This is a genomic window from Nocardia sp. NPDC051463 (assembly GCF_040681975.1).
Lineage (GTDB): Bacteria > Actinomycetota > Actinomycetes > Mycobacteriales > Mycobacteriaceae > Nocardia.
The window spans coordinates 23,137-36,889 of record NZ_JBFBAB010000036.1; the positions used below are offsets into that span (position 1 = coordinate 23,137).

The window sequence follows — 13,753 nt, forward strand, 5'->3', positions numbered from 1 at the left end:
GGGGACTCAGTCGTCCTCGTCGTCATCCCAGTTTTCTTCGTAATCGTCGCTGTACCAACGACCTTCATCCTCCGGAAGCCTGCTGGCGAACTGCACGACCACGGTGGCGAGGGCGAGTACCGCGACGACAACGACAACGACAATCAGAGTTTGCACGCAGGCACATTAGCGCCCAGTCGGCTCCCATGCAGTCGGTCCGAGGACCAGATGTCTACTGCTGCAGCTATTTTGCGAGCCTGCTCATCAACTTGCACAATGAAATACCGCCGTCCGCCGTGTGATGTACCAGCCGACGATGCGAATCGGCTCGCCTTGCGAAGAACCGACTACGACCAGCTGGGGCCCAGGCCACGGGCGGTCCCGGCTCACACCGTCAGCAAGGTGCGCCCCACCGTGGCGCGCGAGGCGATTGCGGCGTGCGCACGATCAGCCTCCTCCAACGGAAAGGTCTGGCCGATAACCACTTCCATTTTGCCCGCCACCACCGCGGATTGGGCGCGCCGTGCCAGCGCGTGCCAATCGGTGCTATCACCGGTGATGTCGAACAGCCCGAGCGCGCTGATGCCGCGGGCCGCGACCTCGGCCTGATCGAACTCGGCGAATCCGCCTGCGGCAGCGCCGTATCCGATGAATCGACCACCATCGGCAGCAGCTTGGACGGCGGCCCCACCGAAAGCGCCACCCGCACCGTCCAGTACGACGTTCACACCGGCCCCGCCGGTCACGGCACGCGCGGCCGCCTGCCAATCGGGCTCGGAGTAGTCGAGGACAACCTCCGCACCGAGCCGGGCGGCCAGCTCCAGCTTCGCGGCACCGCGCGCCGCGGCGATCACGTGTGCGCCTGCGGCGCGGGCGAATTGGATCAGTAAGGTGCCCAACCCGCCACCCGCCGCGGTGATCAACACCCACTCCCCCGGCTCGATCTCTGCCTTGTCGAATACCGCGAGGGCCGTCTTGCCATCGTGGGCCAGCGCCACCGCCTGCAGCACGCTCAGGCCATCGGCGACGGCGACCAGGGTGTCCGCCTTGGCGAGCGCCTTCTCGGCGTATCCCCCGATCGGCTGCCCGCCGCCGATGCCGCTGGCCGCGGTCGCCGTGGCAACCAGCTTCCCGAGCCAGGATTCATCGACGCCCGCACCGATCGCCGAGACCACCCCGCCGATGGCGCCGCCCGGCACATAGGGCGGTTGCAGCTCGAAGAATTCGGTGCCCCAACCACCACACAACTGTGTGTCGAGGAACATCACGTCGGCGGCCAAGACATCGACGACCACCTCACCCGGCCCGGCCACCGGTTCCGGCACCTCACGTACCGCGAGTACTTCCGGCCCACCGAATTCTGTTGCCTGCACAGCCCGCATGACATCCTCCACGTTTCTTGCTCGATCGGTTCGTGACCGAGGATGAAACCTGAAGTCCTATTTAGGTCAAGCCGGCGGCTGCCGGTTACGCTCCGGGCAGAATCACTCGACCGAGGTAGTGGGGTCGACACCGGCCAGGACCCGAGCCTGGCACTGCCGCCACGCTTCTCGATTCAGGGGAGTCGACGTCGCGCGGACGCGCCGTCACGCCGACGCTGAACTGTCGGGACCGCGCGCGGGTGCGGTGGCGGTCGGGATCGGTCAGGAGCCGCCGCCACCACAGCTACTACCCCCGCCCCCGCAACTGCTGCCGCCACTACAACTACTGCCCCCGCCGCCACAGCTGCTGCCCCCGCCACAGCTACTGCCGCCACTACAACTACTGCCCCCACCGCAGCCCCCGCCGGAATCACTGCCACCGCCGGAGTCCCCGGCCATCCACGGCGAACGATGCCCCGGACGCCGACGGCGCGGTGGCGGCGTACTGGACGCCTTGACGATGACCAGGATGACGACCGCGATTATGCCGCCGACCCCCGCCACCAAAACGAACAAAACGACGAGCGCGAGGCCGATCGACACCATAGAGAAATGGTATCGGCCCGCATGGTCCACGCGCATGGATCGGAGCCTGTTTGTTTCACCGGCGAGCAGCGGTCCGGCGCTGTCCGGTCGACGGTTTTCCGCACCACCGGGATCGCGGCGCAATACGAAATAGCCGTACAGTGAATTGTGGTCCTCTTGCACCTGCGAAACCGACTACGGCGCCGAATCGATCTCCACGAAGTCGATGCCACCGTGACCGCGCTCGAATTGCCCGAGGCCGTCTTCAAGACCAGCCCGTGGCAGCCACGCGACCTGGTGGAAACAGGCCTGCGGCAGTGGTTGCGCTGCTGTGGTGCCGCGATGCGCGACGGCCAGGTGATCGGAATGCCGTCGCATGCCGTCGACGAGGCATGGCACGGATTCATTCTCTGCACCGAGCGCTACGCCACGTTCTGTACTGCCGCCTATGGGCAGTTTCTGCATCACTATCCGGATGGCGTTGGGCCGCCGAAGAATTCACCGAACAAGTCCTCGCACGGCACGATGGCCGAGCAACTCGGCCGCACCGTGGTCGCCTGGTCCATGGTCGCCGCGCCGGGCGAAACCTGCGTGCTCTGGGATCTCGACGCCAAGGTCGGTGTCGACCATCCGTGGGGTATCGACGCCCGACGAGTCGCGGCTATCGAAGCCGAACTCGGCCGAGCGTCGGAGCCATCCGAATGAGGCTCAGGTGAGCTTCACGCGCGCGGCCACGAACCTGACGATGGCCGGAGCGAACTTGTTGAACTGGTACTGCAACCGCGCCTCCGGGGTGACCGGGACGATGCTGCGGTCGCGTACCACGGCCCGCACGATCTGCTGGGCGACCTTCTCCGGCCCGTAGCGCCGCATCCGGTAGAGCTTGTCGTACTGCTCTTGCCTGCGCTTCTCCTCCTCTGCGCTGACACCCGAGAAGGTCGTGGTGGCAACGATATTGGTGTGCACGACGCCCGGGCAGATGGTGTGCACGGAGATATTCTTCGCGGCCAGTTCCGCGCGCAGGCAGTCGGAGAACATGAACACCGCCGACTTGCTCGTGGAGTACGCGCTGAAGCCCTGCTGCGGACTGTAGGCCGCCATGCTGGACAGGTTGACGATGTGCCCGCCGAGCCCCTGCTCGGCCATCGCGGAGCCGAAGGCGCGGCAGCCGTTGACCACACCGCCCAGGTTGATCCGCAGCACGCGATCGAATTCCGCCGACGGGGTGTCGAAGAAGTCGCCCGCCTGGCCGATTCCGGCATTGTTGATCAGGATGTCCGGCACACCGTGCGTCGCGAGCACGGCCACCGCATGCGCTGTCACGTCCGACTCGTTCGACACATCCAGCTCATACGCGTGCGCGACGCCGTTTTCGGCGCCGATCAGCTCCGCGGTTTCCTTGGCGGCCACCGGATTGATATCCGACAGCACAATCTCGGCACCGAGCCGGGCGAAGGCGAGCGCGGTCTCGCGGCCGATGCCGCTGCCGCCGCCGGTGATGACGACCAGCTGGTCCTCGAAGGGCCGCTTGCTGCGGCCGACCTCGGCGCGCCGCAGCGCGCGTGGCACCGATCCACCGTTGAGGGTTTCGATGAGCTCGGTGGTCGCGGTGGCGAGCAACTCGGGATGCGAGAACGGCATCCAGTGCCCGGCCGGGACATCGCGCCGCCACAGCCGGGAGGTCCATTTGCGCTCGTCGTCGAGGCCCGCCGGGCGCACGGCAACATCACGACCTGCGACGATCAGCTGCACCGGGACCTCGGTATGCCGCTCGCGCGGGGCAAGCATGCGCCGCACGATATTGGCCCGGTAGATGAGTAGACCGTCGACGATGTCCTGGCGGAAGGTCGGTCCGAGCGTGATGTTCGAGGTTGGGGTCTCGTTCATGATCGAGACCACCCGCTGCCACCGCTGCTCGGTACCGAACAGCCCGAAGGTCGCCCGCGGCAGCCCCGGTGTCATGAAGAAGAACGTATACGCCGAGGAGAGCAGCTGAGTGAACGGCTGCCAGACATTGCGCGGCGTCGGCCGGGAAAGCCTGTTGCGCATCCACTTTCCGATGTGATCGAGGTTGGGACCCGACACCGAGGTGAAGGATGCGACCCGCTCGGCCGCCTGCGGCTCGCAGACCGCCTCCCACACCTGCACCGAACCCCAGTCGTGCGCGAGCACGTGAACCGGCCGGTCGGGGCTGACCGCGTCGGCGACGGCGAAGAAGTCGGTCGCCAGCGCGTCCAACCGGTAGTCCTCGGTGCGCTGGGTACGGGTGGATCGACCGTGACCGCGGGTGTCGTAGGTGACGACATGGAACCGCGCGGCGAGCAATGGCACGACGGCGTCCCAGAGATGATGGGTGTCCGGCCAACCATGTACGAGGACAATGGTTTCCGCGCTCGGATCGCCGTATTCGTAAACCGCTATGTCGAATTCGCCGTTGCGGACGATGCGCTCGGTGACTGCCGAGTCGATGTCGGACGTCGTCATTGCCGTGTCTCCTTGTTCCCCGGGTTCGTGCTGGTGACCGCGTCGTACGGGCGCTCGGATCTGTCGCCTCCAGCGGCGCGCGGTCGGTGGTCGACCGGTCGCTTGCGGCCGCTGTGCGGTGGGTGTGCCCTCATAGGTCGAGCACCAATCGCCCGCCCTGCGACCGCGAGACGCAGACGAGCATGTCGCCTGCCTCGTGGTCGGCGGCGGTCAGTACGGTTTCGCGATGATCGGGCGCACCCGAGAGCACCCGAACCTTGCAGGTGCGGCAGAAGCCTTGGCGGCACGAGTACGGCCGGTCCGGGCGACTGTCGAGGATGGTGTCGAGCGCGGACCGATCCGCAGCCACTTCGACAACCTCACCGGTGGAAGCGAATTCGATTTCGAAGGGCTGCCCGTTGACGATCGGCGGCGGCGAGAAGCGTTCGGAGTGCAACTCGACGCCGCGCATTTCGCGCACCGCCGCGGTGACCGTGGTCGTCATCGGTACCGGGCCACAGCAGTACACCGCGGTGTCGGTGTCGACGCCCGTCAGCAGCGTTGCGGCGTCGGGCAGCCCGTGTTCGTCGTCGGTGCGCACGGTGACCCGGTCACCGAAGGTCTCGATCTCGTGGAGAAACGGAATGGCGTCCCGGTTGCGGCCGGTGTAGACCATGGACCAGTCGATACCGAGCCGCATCGCCAGTCGCGCCATCGGCAGGATCGGCGTTATCCCGATGCCACCCGCGATGAAATGCAGACGGACGGCGGAAGATCCGTGGCCGGGCACCGCGAAAGGAAAAGCGTTGCGCGGCCCGCGCACCATGAGCCGGGAGCCGACCGGCAACGCGTCGTGGACCTCGAGCGACCCGCCGCCGCCGTCTGGAATGCGGCGCACCGCGACCCGGTAGGCACGGGTGTCGGCGGGATCGCCGCACAGCGAATACTGCCGCAACCGGCCCGAGGGCAGTTCCAGATCCAAGTGCGCGCCGGGACGCCACACCGGAAGCTCACCGCCGTCGGGGGCTTCCAGCCGCAGGCTGATCACATCCTGATCATGTGCCTCGATCCGTCGGCCGGTCACCACCATCGCCAACCGGCGGTCGTCGATCCGCGGCGCCAATTCCTTGCGATTGATCAGTGTGGTCCAGCGCAGCCGCGCCGAAGCGACCGCGTCGAGCACCCGGACTGCCCTGTCCTGATCGCGCTTGCCGAACAGATCGGCGGGCAGTTGTTCCGGAGCGGGCAGATAGCTCACGACGCGACCGCGCGCGCAGCGGGCGACTTGGCGAGATAGGCGACCGCTTGGGCGGTGGAGCCGACCGACTCCGGGTTGTAGCCGGGCTTGAAGGTCGTCACCGCGCTCCACAGCAGCGACGGCACACCGGGGAGCGCACCACGCCACATCGATCCGAAAACGCGCGTGATCAACCGCGGGTAGCCGAGATCGGGCAACGCGGAATCCTGATGCACCATGAATTTGGTCCCACGCACCACCAGGGTGATGAAGATCGGGAACACCATCATCATGACCGCGGCCCGCCGAAGGTAGCCGGCATCGAAGTAGACCGCCACGTCGTGGGCGACATGCCGGTGCTCGACCTCCTCGGCGCCGTGCCAGCGGAACAGGTCCGCCACCCGAGGGTCGGCGCCGAACTTCTCCAGATCCGCGTTGAGCACCCAATCACCGAGGTAAGCGAAGAAGTGCTCGAGACAGGCAATCACCGCGAGGCGCTCCACCATCACCTGGCGCTGCGCCACACCCTCGACTTCTTTCGGTCCGAGCGTCTTGCGGAACAGGAACTCGGCCTGGCGTACGTAGGGACCCGGGTCGATGCCATTGGCGGCGAGCACCTCGTGCAGCACCTTGTCGTGCGTTTCCGCGTGCATCGACTCCTGGCCGATGAAGCCGAGCATGGCCTCGCGGAGTTTTTCGTCCTTCACGAACGGCAGCGCCTCGCTGTAGGCCGCACAGAACATGCGCTCACCCTCGGGCAGCAGCAGGTTCAGCGCGTTGATCAGATGCGACGCGATCGGCTCGGCAGGCATCCAGTGCAGCGGCGTGTCGGCCCAGTCGAATTGCACATTGCGGGCATGCAGCGCGACCTCACCCGGATCGATGTCCGGCCGGCGCCCGGCCCGGCGAAGTAGCTTCATCGGTACTCCTTTTCGCACGAGCCACACCGCTTCGTTGCACACCTTCCTGCGTGGCTGTAGCAACGATCATACACATATATGGAACCGCAGGTAACACACAATGCGCGCCGGAGATATCGCGTCCGCCGCCCGCGTCGACCGACATGGCAGCAGAGGCCCGCATTGTGATCCACTTCCCTCCCGTTACCCGGAATGCTAGAACGCGTTCTAGTAGGGTTTTGCTATGGAGCGACTAACCGGATTGGATGCCAGCTTCCTGTACCTCGAGACCGGGACCCAGCACCTGCACGTGTGTGCACTGCTGATCCTCGATCCCACCGCAGGAGGCACGCCTTACTCGTTCGACACATTCAAAGCAGAACTCGGCAGGCGATTACCGCTGGTCCCACAGATGCGACGGCGCGTGCACGAGGTGCCGTTCAATCTCGACCATCCGGTCTGGGTCGAGGACCCGGATTTCGACCTGGACTACCACATTCGACGGATCGGCATTCCGAGCCCGGGCGGGCGCGAACAGCTGACCGAACTGATCGGCGACATCGCGAGCAGGCCGATGGATCGAGACCGTCCGCTGTGGCAGATGAACGTGGTCGAGGGTTTCGCGGGCGACAAGATCGCGGTGATCTGCAAGTACCACCACGCGGCCGTGGACGGCATCACCGGAGCCAACATGATGATGCACCTGTGCGACCTGGAACCCGGCGCGACGCGACCCGAACCGACCGAGCAATGGCACCCGGAACGGAAGCCGAATGATTGGAAGCTGGCCGCCGAGGGGCTGATCAATTTTCCGAACAAGGCGGGCCTGGTCGGCATGGTGCCGAAGACCCTGGGCATGGTGGCCGGATTCGTGCAGCGCCGCCGAGAGAACAAGGCGGGCATGGCTTTACCGCTGACCGCACCGCGGACACCGTTCAATCTGGCGATCACACCACATCGAGCGGTCGCGTTCACCGAGACGAAGCTCGATGCCATCAAGGAGATCAAGACTGCCTTCGGAGTCAAGGTCAACGATGTGGTGTTGACCATCGTCGCCGGTGTGCTGCGCACCTATCTGGAGAAGCACGACGAGCTGCCCGACCGTTCGCTGATCGCCTCGGTGCCGGTCTCGACGCACGAGGACTCCCGCCACGACGAAGGCATCAACAAGGTCTCGACGCTGTTCTCGCGCCTCGGCACCGATATCGCCGATCCGGTGGAGCGCCTGCAGCAGGTGGCCGAATTCAATCGCGGCGCCAAGGAGGAGTACCAGCTCATCGGCGCCGATTTCCTGCAGGACTGGTCGAAGTACGCCCCGCCGAACACTTTCCGGCTCGCCGCCCGCGTCTACTCGTCGCTGAAGTTGGCCGAACGACATCCGGTGGTGCACAACCTGGTGGTCTCCAATGTGCCGGGCCCGCCGATGCCGCTGTATTTTCTCGGCATTCGCGTGGATGGCATGTATCCGTTCGGTCCGGTCTTCCACGGCGCCGGACTCACGGTCACCGTGCTGTCCAACAACGATGACCTGGATTTCGGCTTCATCGCCTGCAAGGAGCTGGTGCCCGACGTTACGACACTGGCCGACGCCGTACCCGGCGTAGTCGACGAATTACTCGCCGCGGCGCGCTCCGTGCACTGATCCACCGCCGCCCTGTTCGCCATCGCCGCCGAACAGGGTCTGCCAACCAGGCTCACCGAGCATCGTTGCCCGAGCCGTTCGGCGACACCCCTTCCCCGCGCCCGGCAGGTTGTAGCCCGCCGCCCGGTGCGACATCGTCTTCCCGAAGCCCGCACGAGGCCGATGGCCGAGCGCGGCCGGTGCGCGATCACTCCCCGGTCGCCGACTTGCCCACTCGGGCGGCAACCGCGGCGCACGCGTCGAGCAGTACCGGCACGAAGCGGTCGGCCGCCAGCACGCACGAGGCGTGGCCACCCTTGACCAAGTGAATGGTCGCACCGGGAATCGAGGTCGCCATCTCCAGCTGGCGATAGACGGGAATCGCCCGGTCCCGGGTCGTGATAACCACAGCCGTCGGCATTTTCAGGGTGGCGAGCCACGGGGTCGAGTCGAATCGACCGACCGCCGCGATGACCTGTGCGAGCGCCCATCCGCTCGTGCTTCGAAATTCCGCCAGCGCCCACCGTTCGAGTTTGCCGGGCGGCCAGGTGTGATCCGGTAGTTCCGGCAGCTGTTCGTGGTACAGCTCGGCCCGCTGAAAGGCATAGGGGCCGAACGCATCCGCCAATACACCGAACGTCTGATGAAAGGCCCGCTCGCGCAACTTCTCCTGGAACCGATACGGCGTCGCACACAGCACCAAGCCGCCGACTCGATCCGAATGACGGTGCGCGGCAAGCAATCCGACGACACCACCGAGGGAATATCCCGCACAGACGGCGCGTTGCACACCCACCGCGTCGAGCACCGCGACGACATCGTCGGCACAGTCCTCGACCGAGAAGCGCGGTGAGCGAATGCCGCGGCCGTGCCAGCGCTGGTCGAACACGATGACCCGGAACCGCTCGGCAAGTGCGGCGAGGGCGGGGAACCAGGTGAGATACCCGGTGCAGGCCGTCGCGTGCAGCAGCACCAGCGTCGGCGCACCGACAGGCCCCGGTATATCGACCACGTACGTCCGCCCGCGTCCCGGCAGGTCCATCAATCGGCCGCCCGGCACCTCGGCGATATCGGGCACCCGGGTGCGCCGCCCGAACCGTCGCATCGCTATCGCCGCACCGCGGTTCGGATTCGTCATCGGGAGCCTCCTTCGGCACGATTCACCGAACAGAATTAGAACGCGTTACACATCGATGATGCCACAGGACCACGCCACACCCCCGACGGAATCCCGGCTTCAGTCCAGGGCGCGGACGATGTATTCGGCGACGCACGCGGGCTTGTCGCCGCCCTCACGTTCGATCGTCACCTGCACGACGGCCTGCACACCGCCGCGGACCTCCTCGACACTCACGATCCGGGCGCGACCGCGGATGCGCGACCCCGCGGGCACCGGCGCAGGGAACCGCACGGTGTTCAGGCCATAGTTGAGTCGTGCGGCGGCGTCGGTGATGACCATCAGGTCGGCCATGATCGGCGGGAGCAGCGACAGCGTGAGATAGCCGTGGGCAACCGTGGTGCCGAACGGGCCGGTCGCGGCACGCTCGGAGTCGACGTGGATCCATTGCCGGTCCTCGGTCGCCTCGGCGAACGCGTCGATGCGGCCCTGGCCGATCTCGATCCAGCGGCTCACGCCGAGCTCGGTACCCGCAGCCTGCCGCAGCGATTCCATGGTGAAAGAAGTGGGCTCGCTCATACGCCGAACCCTACGTTCCACCCCGAACATCGGCCCGGGACTCCGCGCGAGCTGCCGCCTGCAGGCTCGTCGACGCCGCGCGATCGCCACATTTCTGCAACGCGTTCCAGTAGGTTGACAGTGTTCGACAACAGACGAGAAACGGAGGTGCCGCGATGGCGCGGTTGACCGGCAAGGTGGCATTGATCAGCGGCGGGGCGCGCGGCATGGGCGCCGCGCACGCCAGGGCCATGCTGGCCGAGGATGCGCACGTGGTGCTGGGCGATCTCCTCGACGACGAAGGCGCCGCGCTGGCCGAGGAACTCGGCGACAACGCCGTCTACGTACACCTCGACGTCCGCGAACCCCAGCAGTGGCGCGACGCGGTCGCCACCGCGGTCGACCGGTTCGGCTCGCTGAACGTGCTGGTGAACAATGCCGGCATCGTCAACGGCAACCTGCTGGTCGACTTCGAACTGTCCGAATGGCAGCGGATCATCGACATCAATCTCACCGGCACCTTCCTCGGCATGCAGGCCGCCACTACCGCCATGATCGAGGCAGGCGGCGGCTCGATGATCAATATCTCCTCCGTGGAGGGCATGCGCGGCAGCCCCGGCCTGCACGGCTACACCGCGACCAAATTCGCTGTCCGAGGCCTGACCAAGTCCACCGCACTCGAATTGGCGCAGTACGGAATTCGAGTCAACTCGGTGCATCCCGGCCTGATCCGCACCCCGATGACCGAGGGCATTCCCGCCGACTTCCTGCAGATCCCGATGGGGCGGGCCGCCGAACCCGCCGAGGTCTCCGCGCTGGTGACCTTCCTGGCCAGCGACGAATCCTCGTATTCGACCGGCGCCGAATTCGTGATCGACGGCGGTCTCACCGTCGGCGTCCCGCACAAGACTTTCTGAACACCTGCGGCGCTACCGAGTGACAGCTGCTGGGAGTCTGCCCCGCGAGCAGGGACGGCAGGCTTTGTCATGGCTTCGGCATCCTGACGGAGTTCGTCACGTCCTCGGCCCGGGCGGCCGGTTACCACGATTCGATCAGCGGGACATCATGCTCCTGCCGCTGCCATTCCTCGGTGAGGCGGCCGAGTCGGTCCGGGGTGGCGATGCCGCGCACGCCTGCGATCTTGTTGTCACGGATCTCCAGGATCACGACGCCCACGACCCGGTCGTCGAGTGTGACCAGCATGGCCGGGCAGCCGTTGACTACGACAGCATGGATCGCGGGCGAGCCACCGGCTAGTCTCCGCTTGGCCGGTGACGGTGTGAAGCCGGCCCGCACCGCGCTGGCGAGCCGCTCCGGGGTCGAGTAACGGATCAGTTTCTCGGCCCGCCCCAGCCCGGCACCGTCGGAGACGCCGGTCGCGTCGTCGGTCAGCAGCGCAACCAGCCGTTCGGTCCGGCCCGAGGAGGCGGCATCGACGAACGCCTCGACGATTCGACGCGCGGAGGCATGGTCGACGTCAGCGCCGTTGCCAGCGGCGGCGATTCGACGCCGGGCCCGGTGAGCGTGTTGCTGACTACCGGACTCGGTGATGCCGAGAATCTCGGCCGTCTCGGCGTGGCTGTAGGCAAAGGCCTCGCGCAGCACGTAAACGGCCCGCTCGACCGGCGACAGACGCTCCATGAGCGTCAGCACCGCCAAGGTCACCGATTCGCGCTGTTCGACGGTGTCAGCGGGGCCCAGCATCGGGTCGCCGTCGAGGAGCGGTTCGGGCATCCAGGCGCCGACCGCGCGTTCGCGCCGCACCTTCGCCGATCGGAGCCGGTCGAGCGCCAGGTTGGTGACGATCTTGGTCAGCCATGCCTCGGGCACCTCGATGTACTCCCGGTCGGCGGCCTGCCACCGCAGGAACGCGTCCTGCACCGTGTCCTCGGCGTCTGCGGCCGAGCCGAGCAGACGGTAGGCGAGCGAGGCCAGCCGATTCCGGCTGGCCTCGAAACGCGCCACGGTGGCAGTGTCCATCAGCACTTATCGTCCATCAGCACCAATCTAAACGGTGACCTTGTCGAGCGAGCGCTCTCGAGTGGCCAAGCGGTACTGGTGATCCGGTTTTCCGAAGGTCGGGCGGCTGACGGCCCAGCCGCTGGTTGCCACGATCGCCGACTTGATTCGCGCCGCCGACCGGCCGCACAGGGCCCCGGACTTCGACCGCGCGTCCCCGTCGACAAGCTGGAAGATCCCGTCCTTGCGTCCGAGGCTGATGTGGTTCCCGAAATAGATCAGCGCGGTCGCCTTGATCTTGCGCCCGCTCAGATCCCCGACGAGCGCGGCCGCCGCCTGCATGCCGGTGAATCCCGCCGAAGCACAGGACATCGGCAACGGCCGACCGTTCTCGCCGATGACGAAGACGCAGTCACCGGCGGCGTAGACATCCGGGTGCGAGACCGACCGCATCTGACGGTCGACCGTGATCTGGCCGTTGGTTTCCACCGTGAGACCGCTGGCGGCGGCGATCGGGTGGACGGCGAAACCGGCGGTCCACACGGTCGCCTCGGCGGCGAACACGGTTCCGTCAGCGGCGACGGCTCCCGCCGCCTCGACGCGCTCGATGGTGGTGTGCTCGTGGACCGTGATACCGAACCGGTCGAAGGCCCGCAGCAGGTGACGGCGAGCCTTCGTGCCCAGCCAGCCGCCGAGTTCGCCGCTGGTGGCGAGGCTGACCCGAAGTCCTGGATGGGCTTCGGCGATCTCGGTAGCGGCCTCTATCGCGGTCAGGTTGCCGCCGACTACCAGCACCGTCCCGGCCTCGCCGAGCTCATCCAAGCGCGCGCGCAGGCGCAGCGCGGACGGCCGCGCGGCCACATGGAAGGCGTGCTCGCCGACGCCCGGAACGCCGTGGTCGGCGGCGGTGCTGCCGAGCGCGTAGAAGAGGGTGTCGTATTCGAGCCGGTCGACGCCCTCGCCGTCGGCAATGGTGACAGTCCGGTGCTCGACGTCGAGCTCGGTTACCCGTGCCAGTCGCAGCCGGATGCCGGTGCCCGCGAACATCTCTGCCAGCGGCCGGTGGCGGAGAACATGCCCGGCGGCGAGCTGGTGCAGGCGCAACCGCTCGACGAAATCGGGTTCGGCATTGACGACGGTGACCTCGAAGTCGTCGGAGTGGAGTTGGCGGGCCAGGTATCCGGCGGAATAGGCTCCGGCGTATCCGGCTCCGAGGACGACGATGCGGTGCTTCATGGTTCGCTCCTGTCTGGTTCGCGTGCTACCTGAACGAGACAGCCCGCGAATCCCTGACAGCCTCAACCAGTGACGTGGACCACGCTCGAGGCTCGCTCAGCGGACGAACTCCATTCCGAACCACGTCAGCCCGAGCAGCTCTCGAACTCATCGACGAGTTGCCTCGACGAACCGCGCACAGCGTTTGACGCACATCACCCCGGCACGGGAAACCCGAGCGTGATGAACGACGGCCAGATCTATTGAGCCGAAAACCAGTCGGGCTGACTCAATAGATCTGACATCTGGCTGGTCAGCGACATACCGAAGTGCCAGATACTGCTGTGTCAGGAAGACCGCGGTCTTGCTGACGCAGATCGACGCCCGCCCGGACTCCCTTCATCGGTCATCCGTGCCGTCGTGGTGCGCCAGTCCCGGCAAACGAGAGAAGCGCAGGCATTCCAAGTCCGGTGCTGTGGAAGCGGAGGTTTGCGCGGCAGGCGGCAATCCCCTTTCATTGGTCGCCGAACAGCGGACGCGCTGGTGGACCACCGCCATTCGGGACACCCCCGCTCGGCAATCGGCATGCGCGAGGCTTCGGAGTACACCTACCTCATCCAGCCCGAGCATGGTGGCGAGCGCAATTGCACCGGGGCGCTACATAATCTGTCGCCACCGCGAGTGCTGGCGGACGCGGTACAACCGTGTTGCCGACCGACTGACGAACCAGCCACTACCCAGCAATTGGGGGCATCCGTC

The 13,753-nt window shown here is 66.5% G+C and carries 12 protein-coding genes; 3 read left to right on the forward strand and 9 right to left on the reverse strand.

Annotated elements, in window-relative coordinates:
* Nucleotides 1-6: 6 nt before the first annotated feature.
* Both AB0M74_RS31290 and AB0M74_RS31295 read right to left on the reverse strand, forming a co-directional pair.
* Nucleotides 7-156, reverse strand: a complete 150-nt coding sequence (locus AB0M74_RS31290; protein WP_366529904.1) for a hypothetical protein — start codon at nt 154-156, stop codon at nt 7-9.
* 209 nt (nt 157-365) lie between these two features.
* A complete protein-coding gene (locus AB0M74_RS31295) occupies nt 366-1,361 on the reverse strand; it encodes a zinc-binding dehydrogenase (protein ID WP_366529905.1) in 996 nt (331 codons plus the stop codon).
* 798 nt (nt 1,362-2,159) lie between these two features.
* Between AB0M74_RS31295 and AB0M74_RS31300 the strand changes: the two genes are divergently transcribed.
* A complete protein-coding gene (locus tag AB0M74_RS31300) occupies nt 2,160-2,630 on the forward strand; it encodes a hypothetical protein (RefSeq protein WP_366529906.1) in 471 nt (156 codons plus the stop codon).
* Nucleotides 2,631-2,633: 3 nt separating this feature from the next.
* On the opposite strand, the gene AB0M74_RS31305 is transcribed toward AB0M74_RS31300, so the two are convergent.
* The 3 genes from AB0M74_RS31305 to AB0M74_RS31315 all read right to left on the reverse strand — a co-directional run bounded on the left by AB0M74_RS31305 (nt 2,634) and on the right by AB0M74_RS31315 (nt 6,545).
* On the reverse strand, nt 2,634-4,409 hold the full coding sequence (locus AB0M74_RS31305) for an SDR family oxidoreductase (protein ID WP_366529907.1): 1,776 nt from the start codon (nt 4,407-4,409) through the stop codon (nt 2,634-2,636).
* 130 nt (nt 4,410-4,539) lie between these two features.
* Nucleotides 4,540-5,646, reverse strand: a complete 1,107-nt coding sequence (locus AB0M74_RS31310) for a PDR/VanB family oxidoreductase (RefSeq protein ID WP_366529908.1) — start codon at nt 5,644-5,646, stop codon at nt 4,540-4,542.
* Nucleotides 5,643-6,545, reverse strand: coding sequence for a metal-dependent hydrolase (locus tag AB0M74_RS31315; protein WP_366529909.1), 903 nt, complete (start codon nt 6,543-6,545; stop codon nt 5,643-5,645). The genes AB0M74_RS31310 and AB0M74_RS31315 overlap by 4 nt, the downstream gene beginning before the upstream one ends.
* Nucleotides 6,546-6,768: 223 nt before the next feature.
* Here AB0M74_RS31315 and AB0M74_RS31320 point away from each other — a divergent pair, with 223 nt between their 5' ends.
* On the forward strand, nt 6,769-8,166 hold the full coding sequence (locus tag AB0M74_RS31320) for a wax ester/triacylglycerol synthase family O-acyltransferase (protein WP_366529910.1): 1,398 nt from the start codon (nt 6,769-6,771) through the stop codon (nt 8,164-8,166).
* Nucleotides 8,167-8,353: 187 nt separating this feature from the next.
* On the opposite strand, the gene AB0M74_RS31325 is transcribed toward AB0M74_RS31320, so the two are convergent.
* Both AB0M74_RS31325 and AB0M74_RS31330 read right to left on the reverse strand, forming a co-directional pair.
* Nucleotides 8,354-9,283 (reverse strand): alpha/beta hydrolase, encoded by a 930-nt coding sequence (locus AB0M74_RS31325; RefSeq protein WP_366529911.1) that lies wholly within the window; start codon nt 9,281-9,283, stop codon nt 8,354-8,356.
* A gap of 99 nt (nt 9,284-9,382) precedes the next feature.
* Nucleotides 9,383-9,841, reverse strand: a complete 459-nt coding sequence (locus AB0M74_RS31330) for a MaoC family dehydratase (protein ID WP_366529912.1) — start codon at nt 9,839-9,841, stop codon at nt 9,383-9,385.
* Nucleotides 9,842-9,996: 155 nt separating this feature from the next.
* On the opposite strand from AB0M74_RS31330, the gene AB0M74_RS31335 reads away from it, so the two are divergent.
* A complete protein-coding gene (locus AB0M74_RS31335) occupies nt 9,997-10,737 on the forward strand; it encodes a glucose 1-dehydrogenase (protein WP_366529913.1) in 741 nt (246 codons plus the stop codon).
* Nucleotides 10,738-10,858: 121 nt separating this feature from the next.
* Here the strand turns inward: AB0M74_RS31335 and AB0M74_RS31340 are convergent, their stop codons facing one another.
* Together AB0M74_RS31340 and AB0M74_RS31345 are read right to left on the reverse strand one after the other, a co-directional pair.
* The gene (locus AB0M74_RS31340) at nt 10,859-11,800 is read right to left on the reverse strand and encodes a sigma-70 family RNA polymerase sigma factor (RefSeq protein ID WP_366529914.1); all 942 of its coding nucleotides are present in this window, start codon (nt 11,798-11,800) and stop codon (nt 10,859-10,861) included.
* A gap of 27 nt (nt 11,801-11,827) precedes the next feature.
* Nucleotides 11,828-13,015 (reverse strand): FAD-dependent oxidoreductase, encoded by a 1,188-nt coding sequence (locus tag AB0M74_RS31345; protein WP_366529915.1) that lies wholly within the window; start codon nt 13,013-13,015, stop codon nt 11,828-11,830.
* Between the last annotated feature and the right edge of the window lie 738 nt (nt 13,016-13,753).

Coding starts and splice junctions, on each gene's coding strand:
- AB0M74_RS31330 (WP_366529912.1), bottom strand. CDS start 9,841: ATGAGCGAGCCCACTTCTTTCACCATGGAATCGCTGCGGCAGGCTGCG.
- AB0M74_RS31325 (WP_366529911.1), bottom strand. CDS start 9,283: ATGACGAATCCGAACCGCGGTGCGGCGATAGCGATGCGACGGTTCGGG.
- AB0M74_RS31315 (WP_366529909.1), bottom strand. CDS start 6,545: ATGAAGCTACTTCGCCGGGCCGGGCGCCGGCCGGACATCGATCCGGGT.
- AB0M74_RS31320 (WP_366529910.1), top strand. CDS start 6,769: ATGGAGCGACTAACCGGATTGGATGCCAGCTTCCTGTACCTCGAGACC.
- AB0M74_RS31340 (WP_366529914.1), bottom strand. CDS start 11,800: ATGGACACTGCCACCGTGGCGCGTTTCGAGGCCAGCCGGAATCGGCTG.
- AB0M74_RS31295 (WP_366529905.1), bottom strand. CDS start 1,361: ATGCGGGCTGTGCAGGCAACAGAATTCGGTGGGCCGGAAGTACTCGCG.
- AB0M74_RS31335 (WP_366529913.1), top strand. CDS start 9,997: ATGGCGCGGTTGACCGGCAAGGTGGCATTGATCAGCGGCGGGGCGCGC.
- AB0M74_RS31345 (WP_366529915.1), bottom strand. CDS start 13,015: ATGAAGCACCGCATCGTCGTCCTCGGAGCCGGATACGCCGGAGCCTAT.
- AB0M74_RS31305 (WP_366529907.1), bottom strand. CDS start 4,409: ATGACGACGTCCGACATCGACTCGGCAGTCACCGAGCGCATCGTCCGC.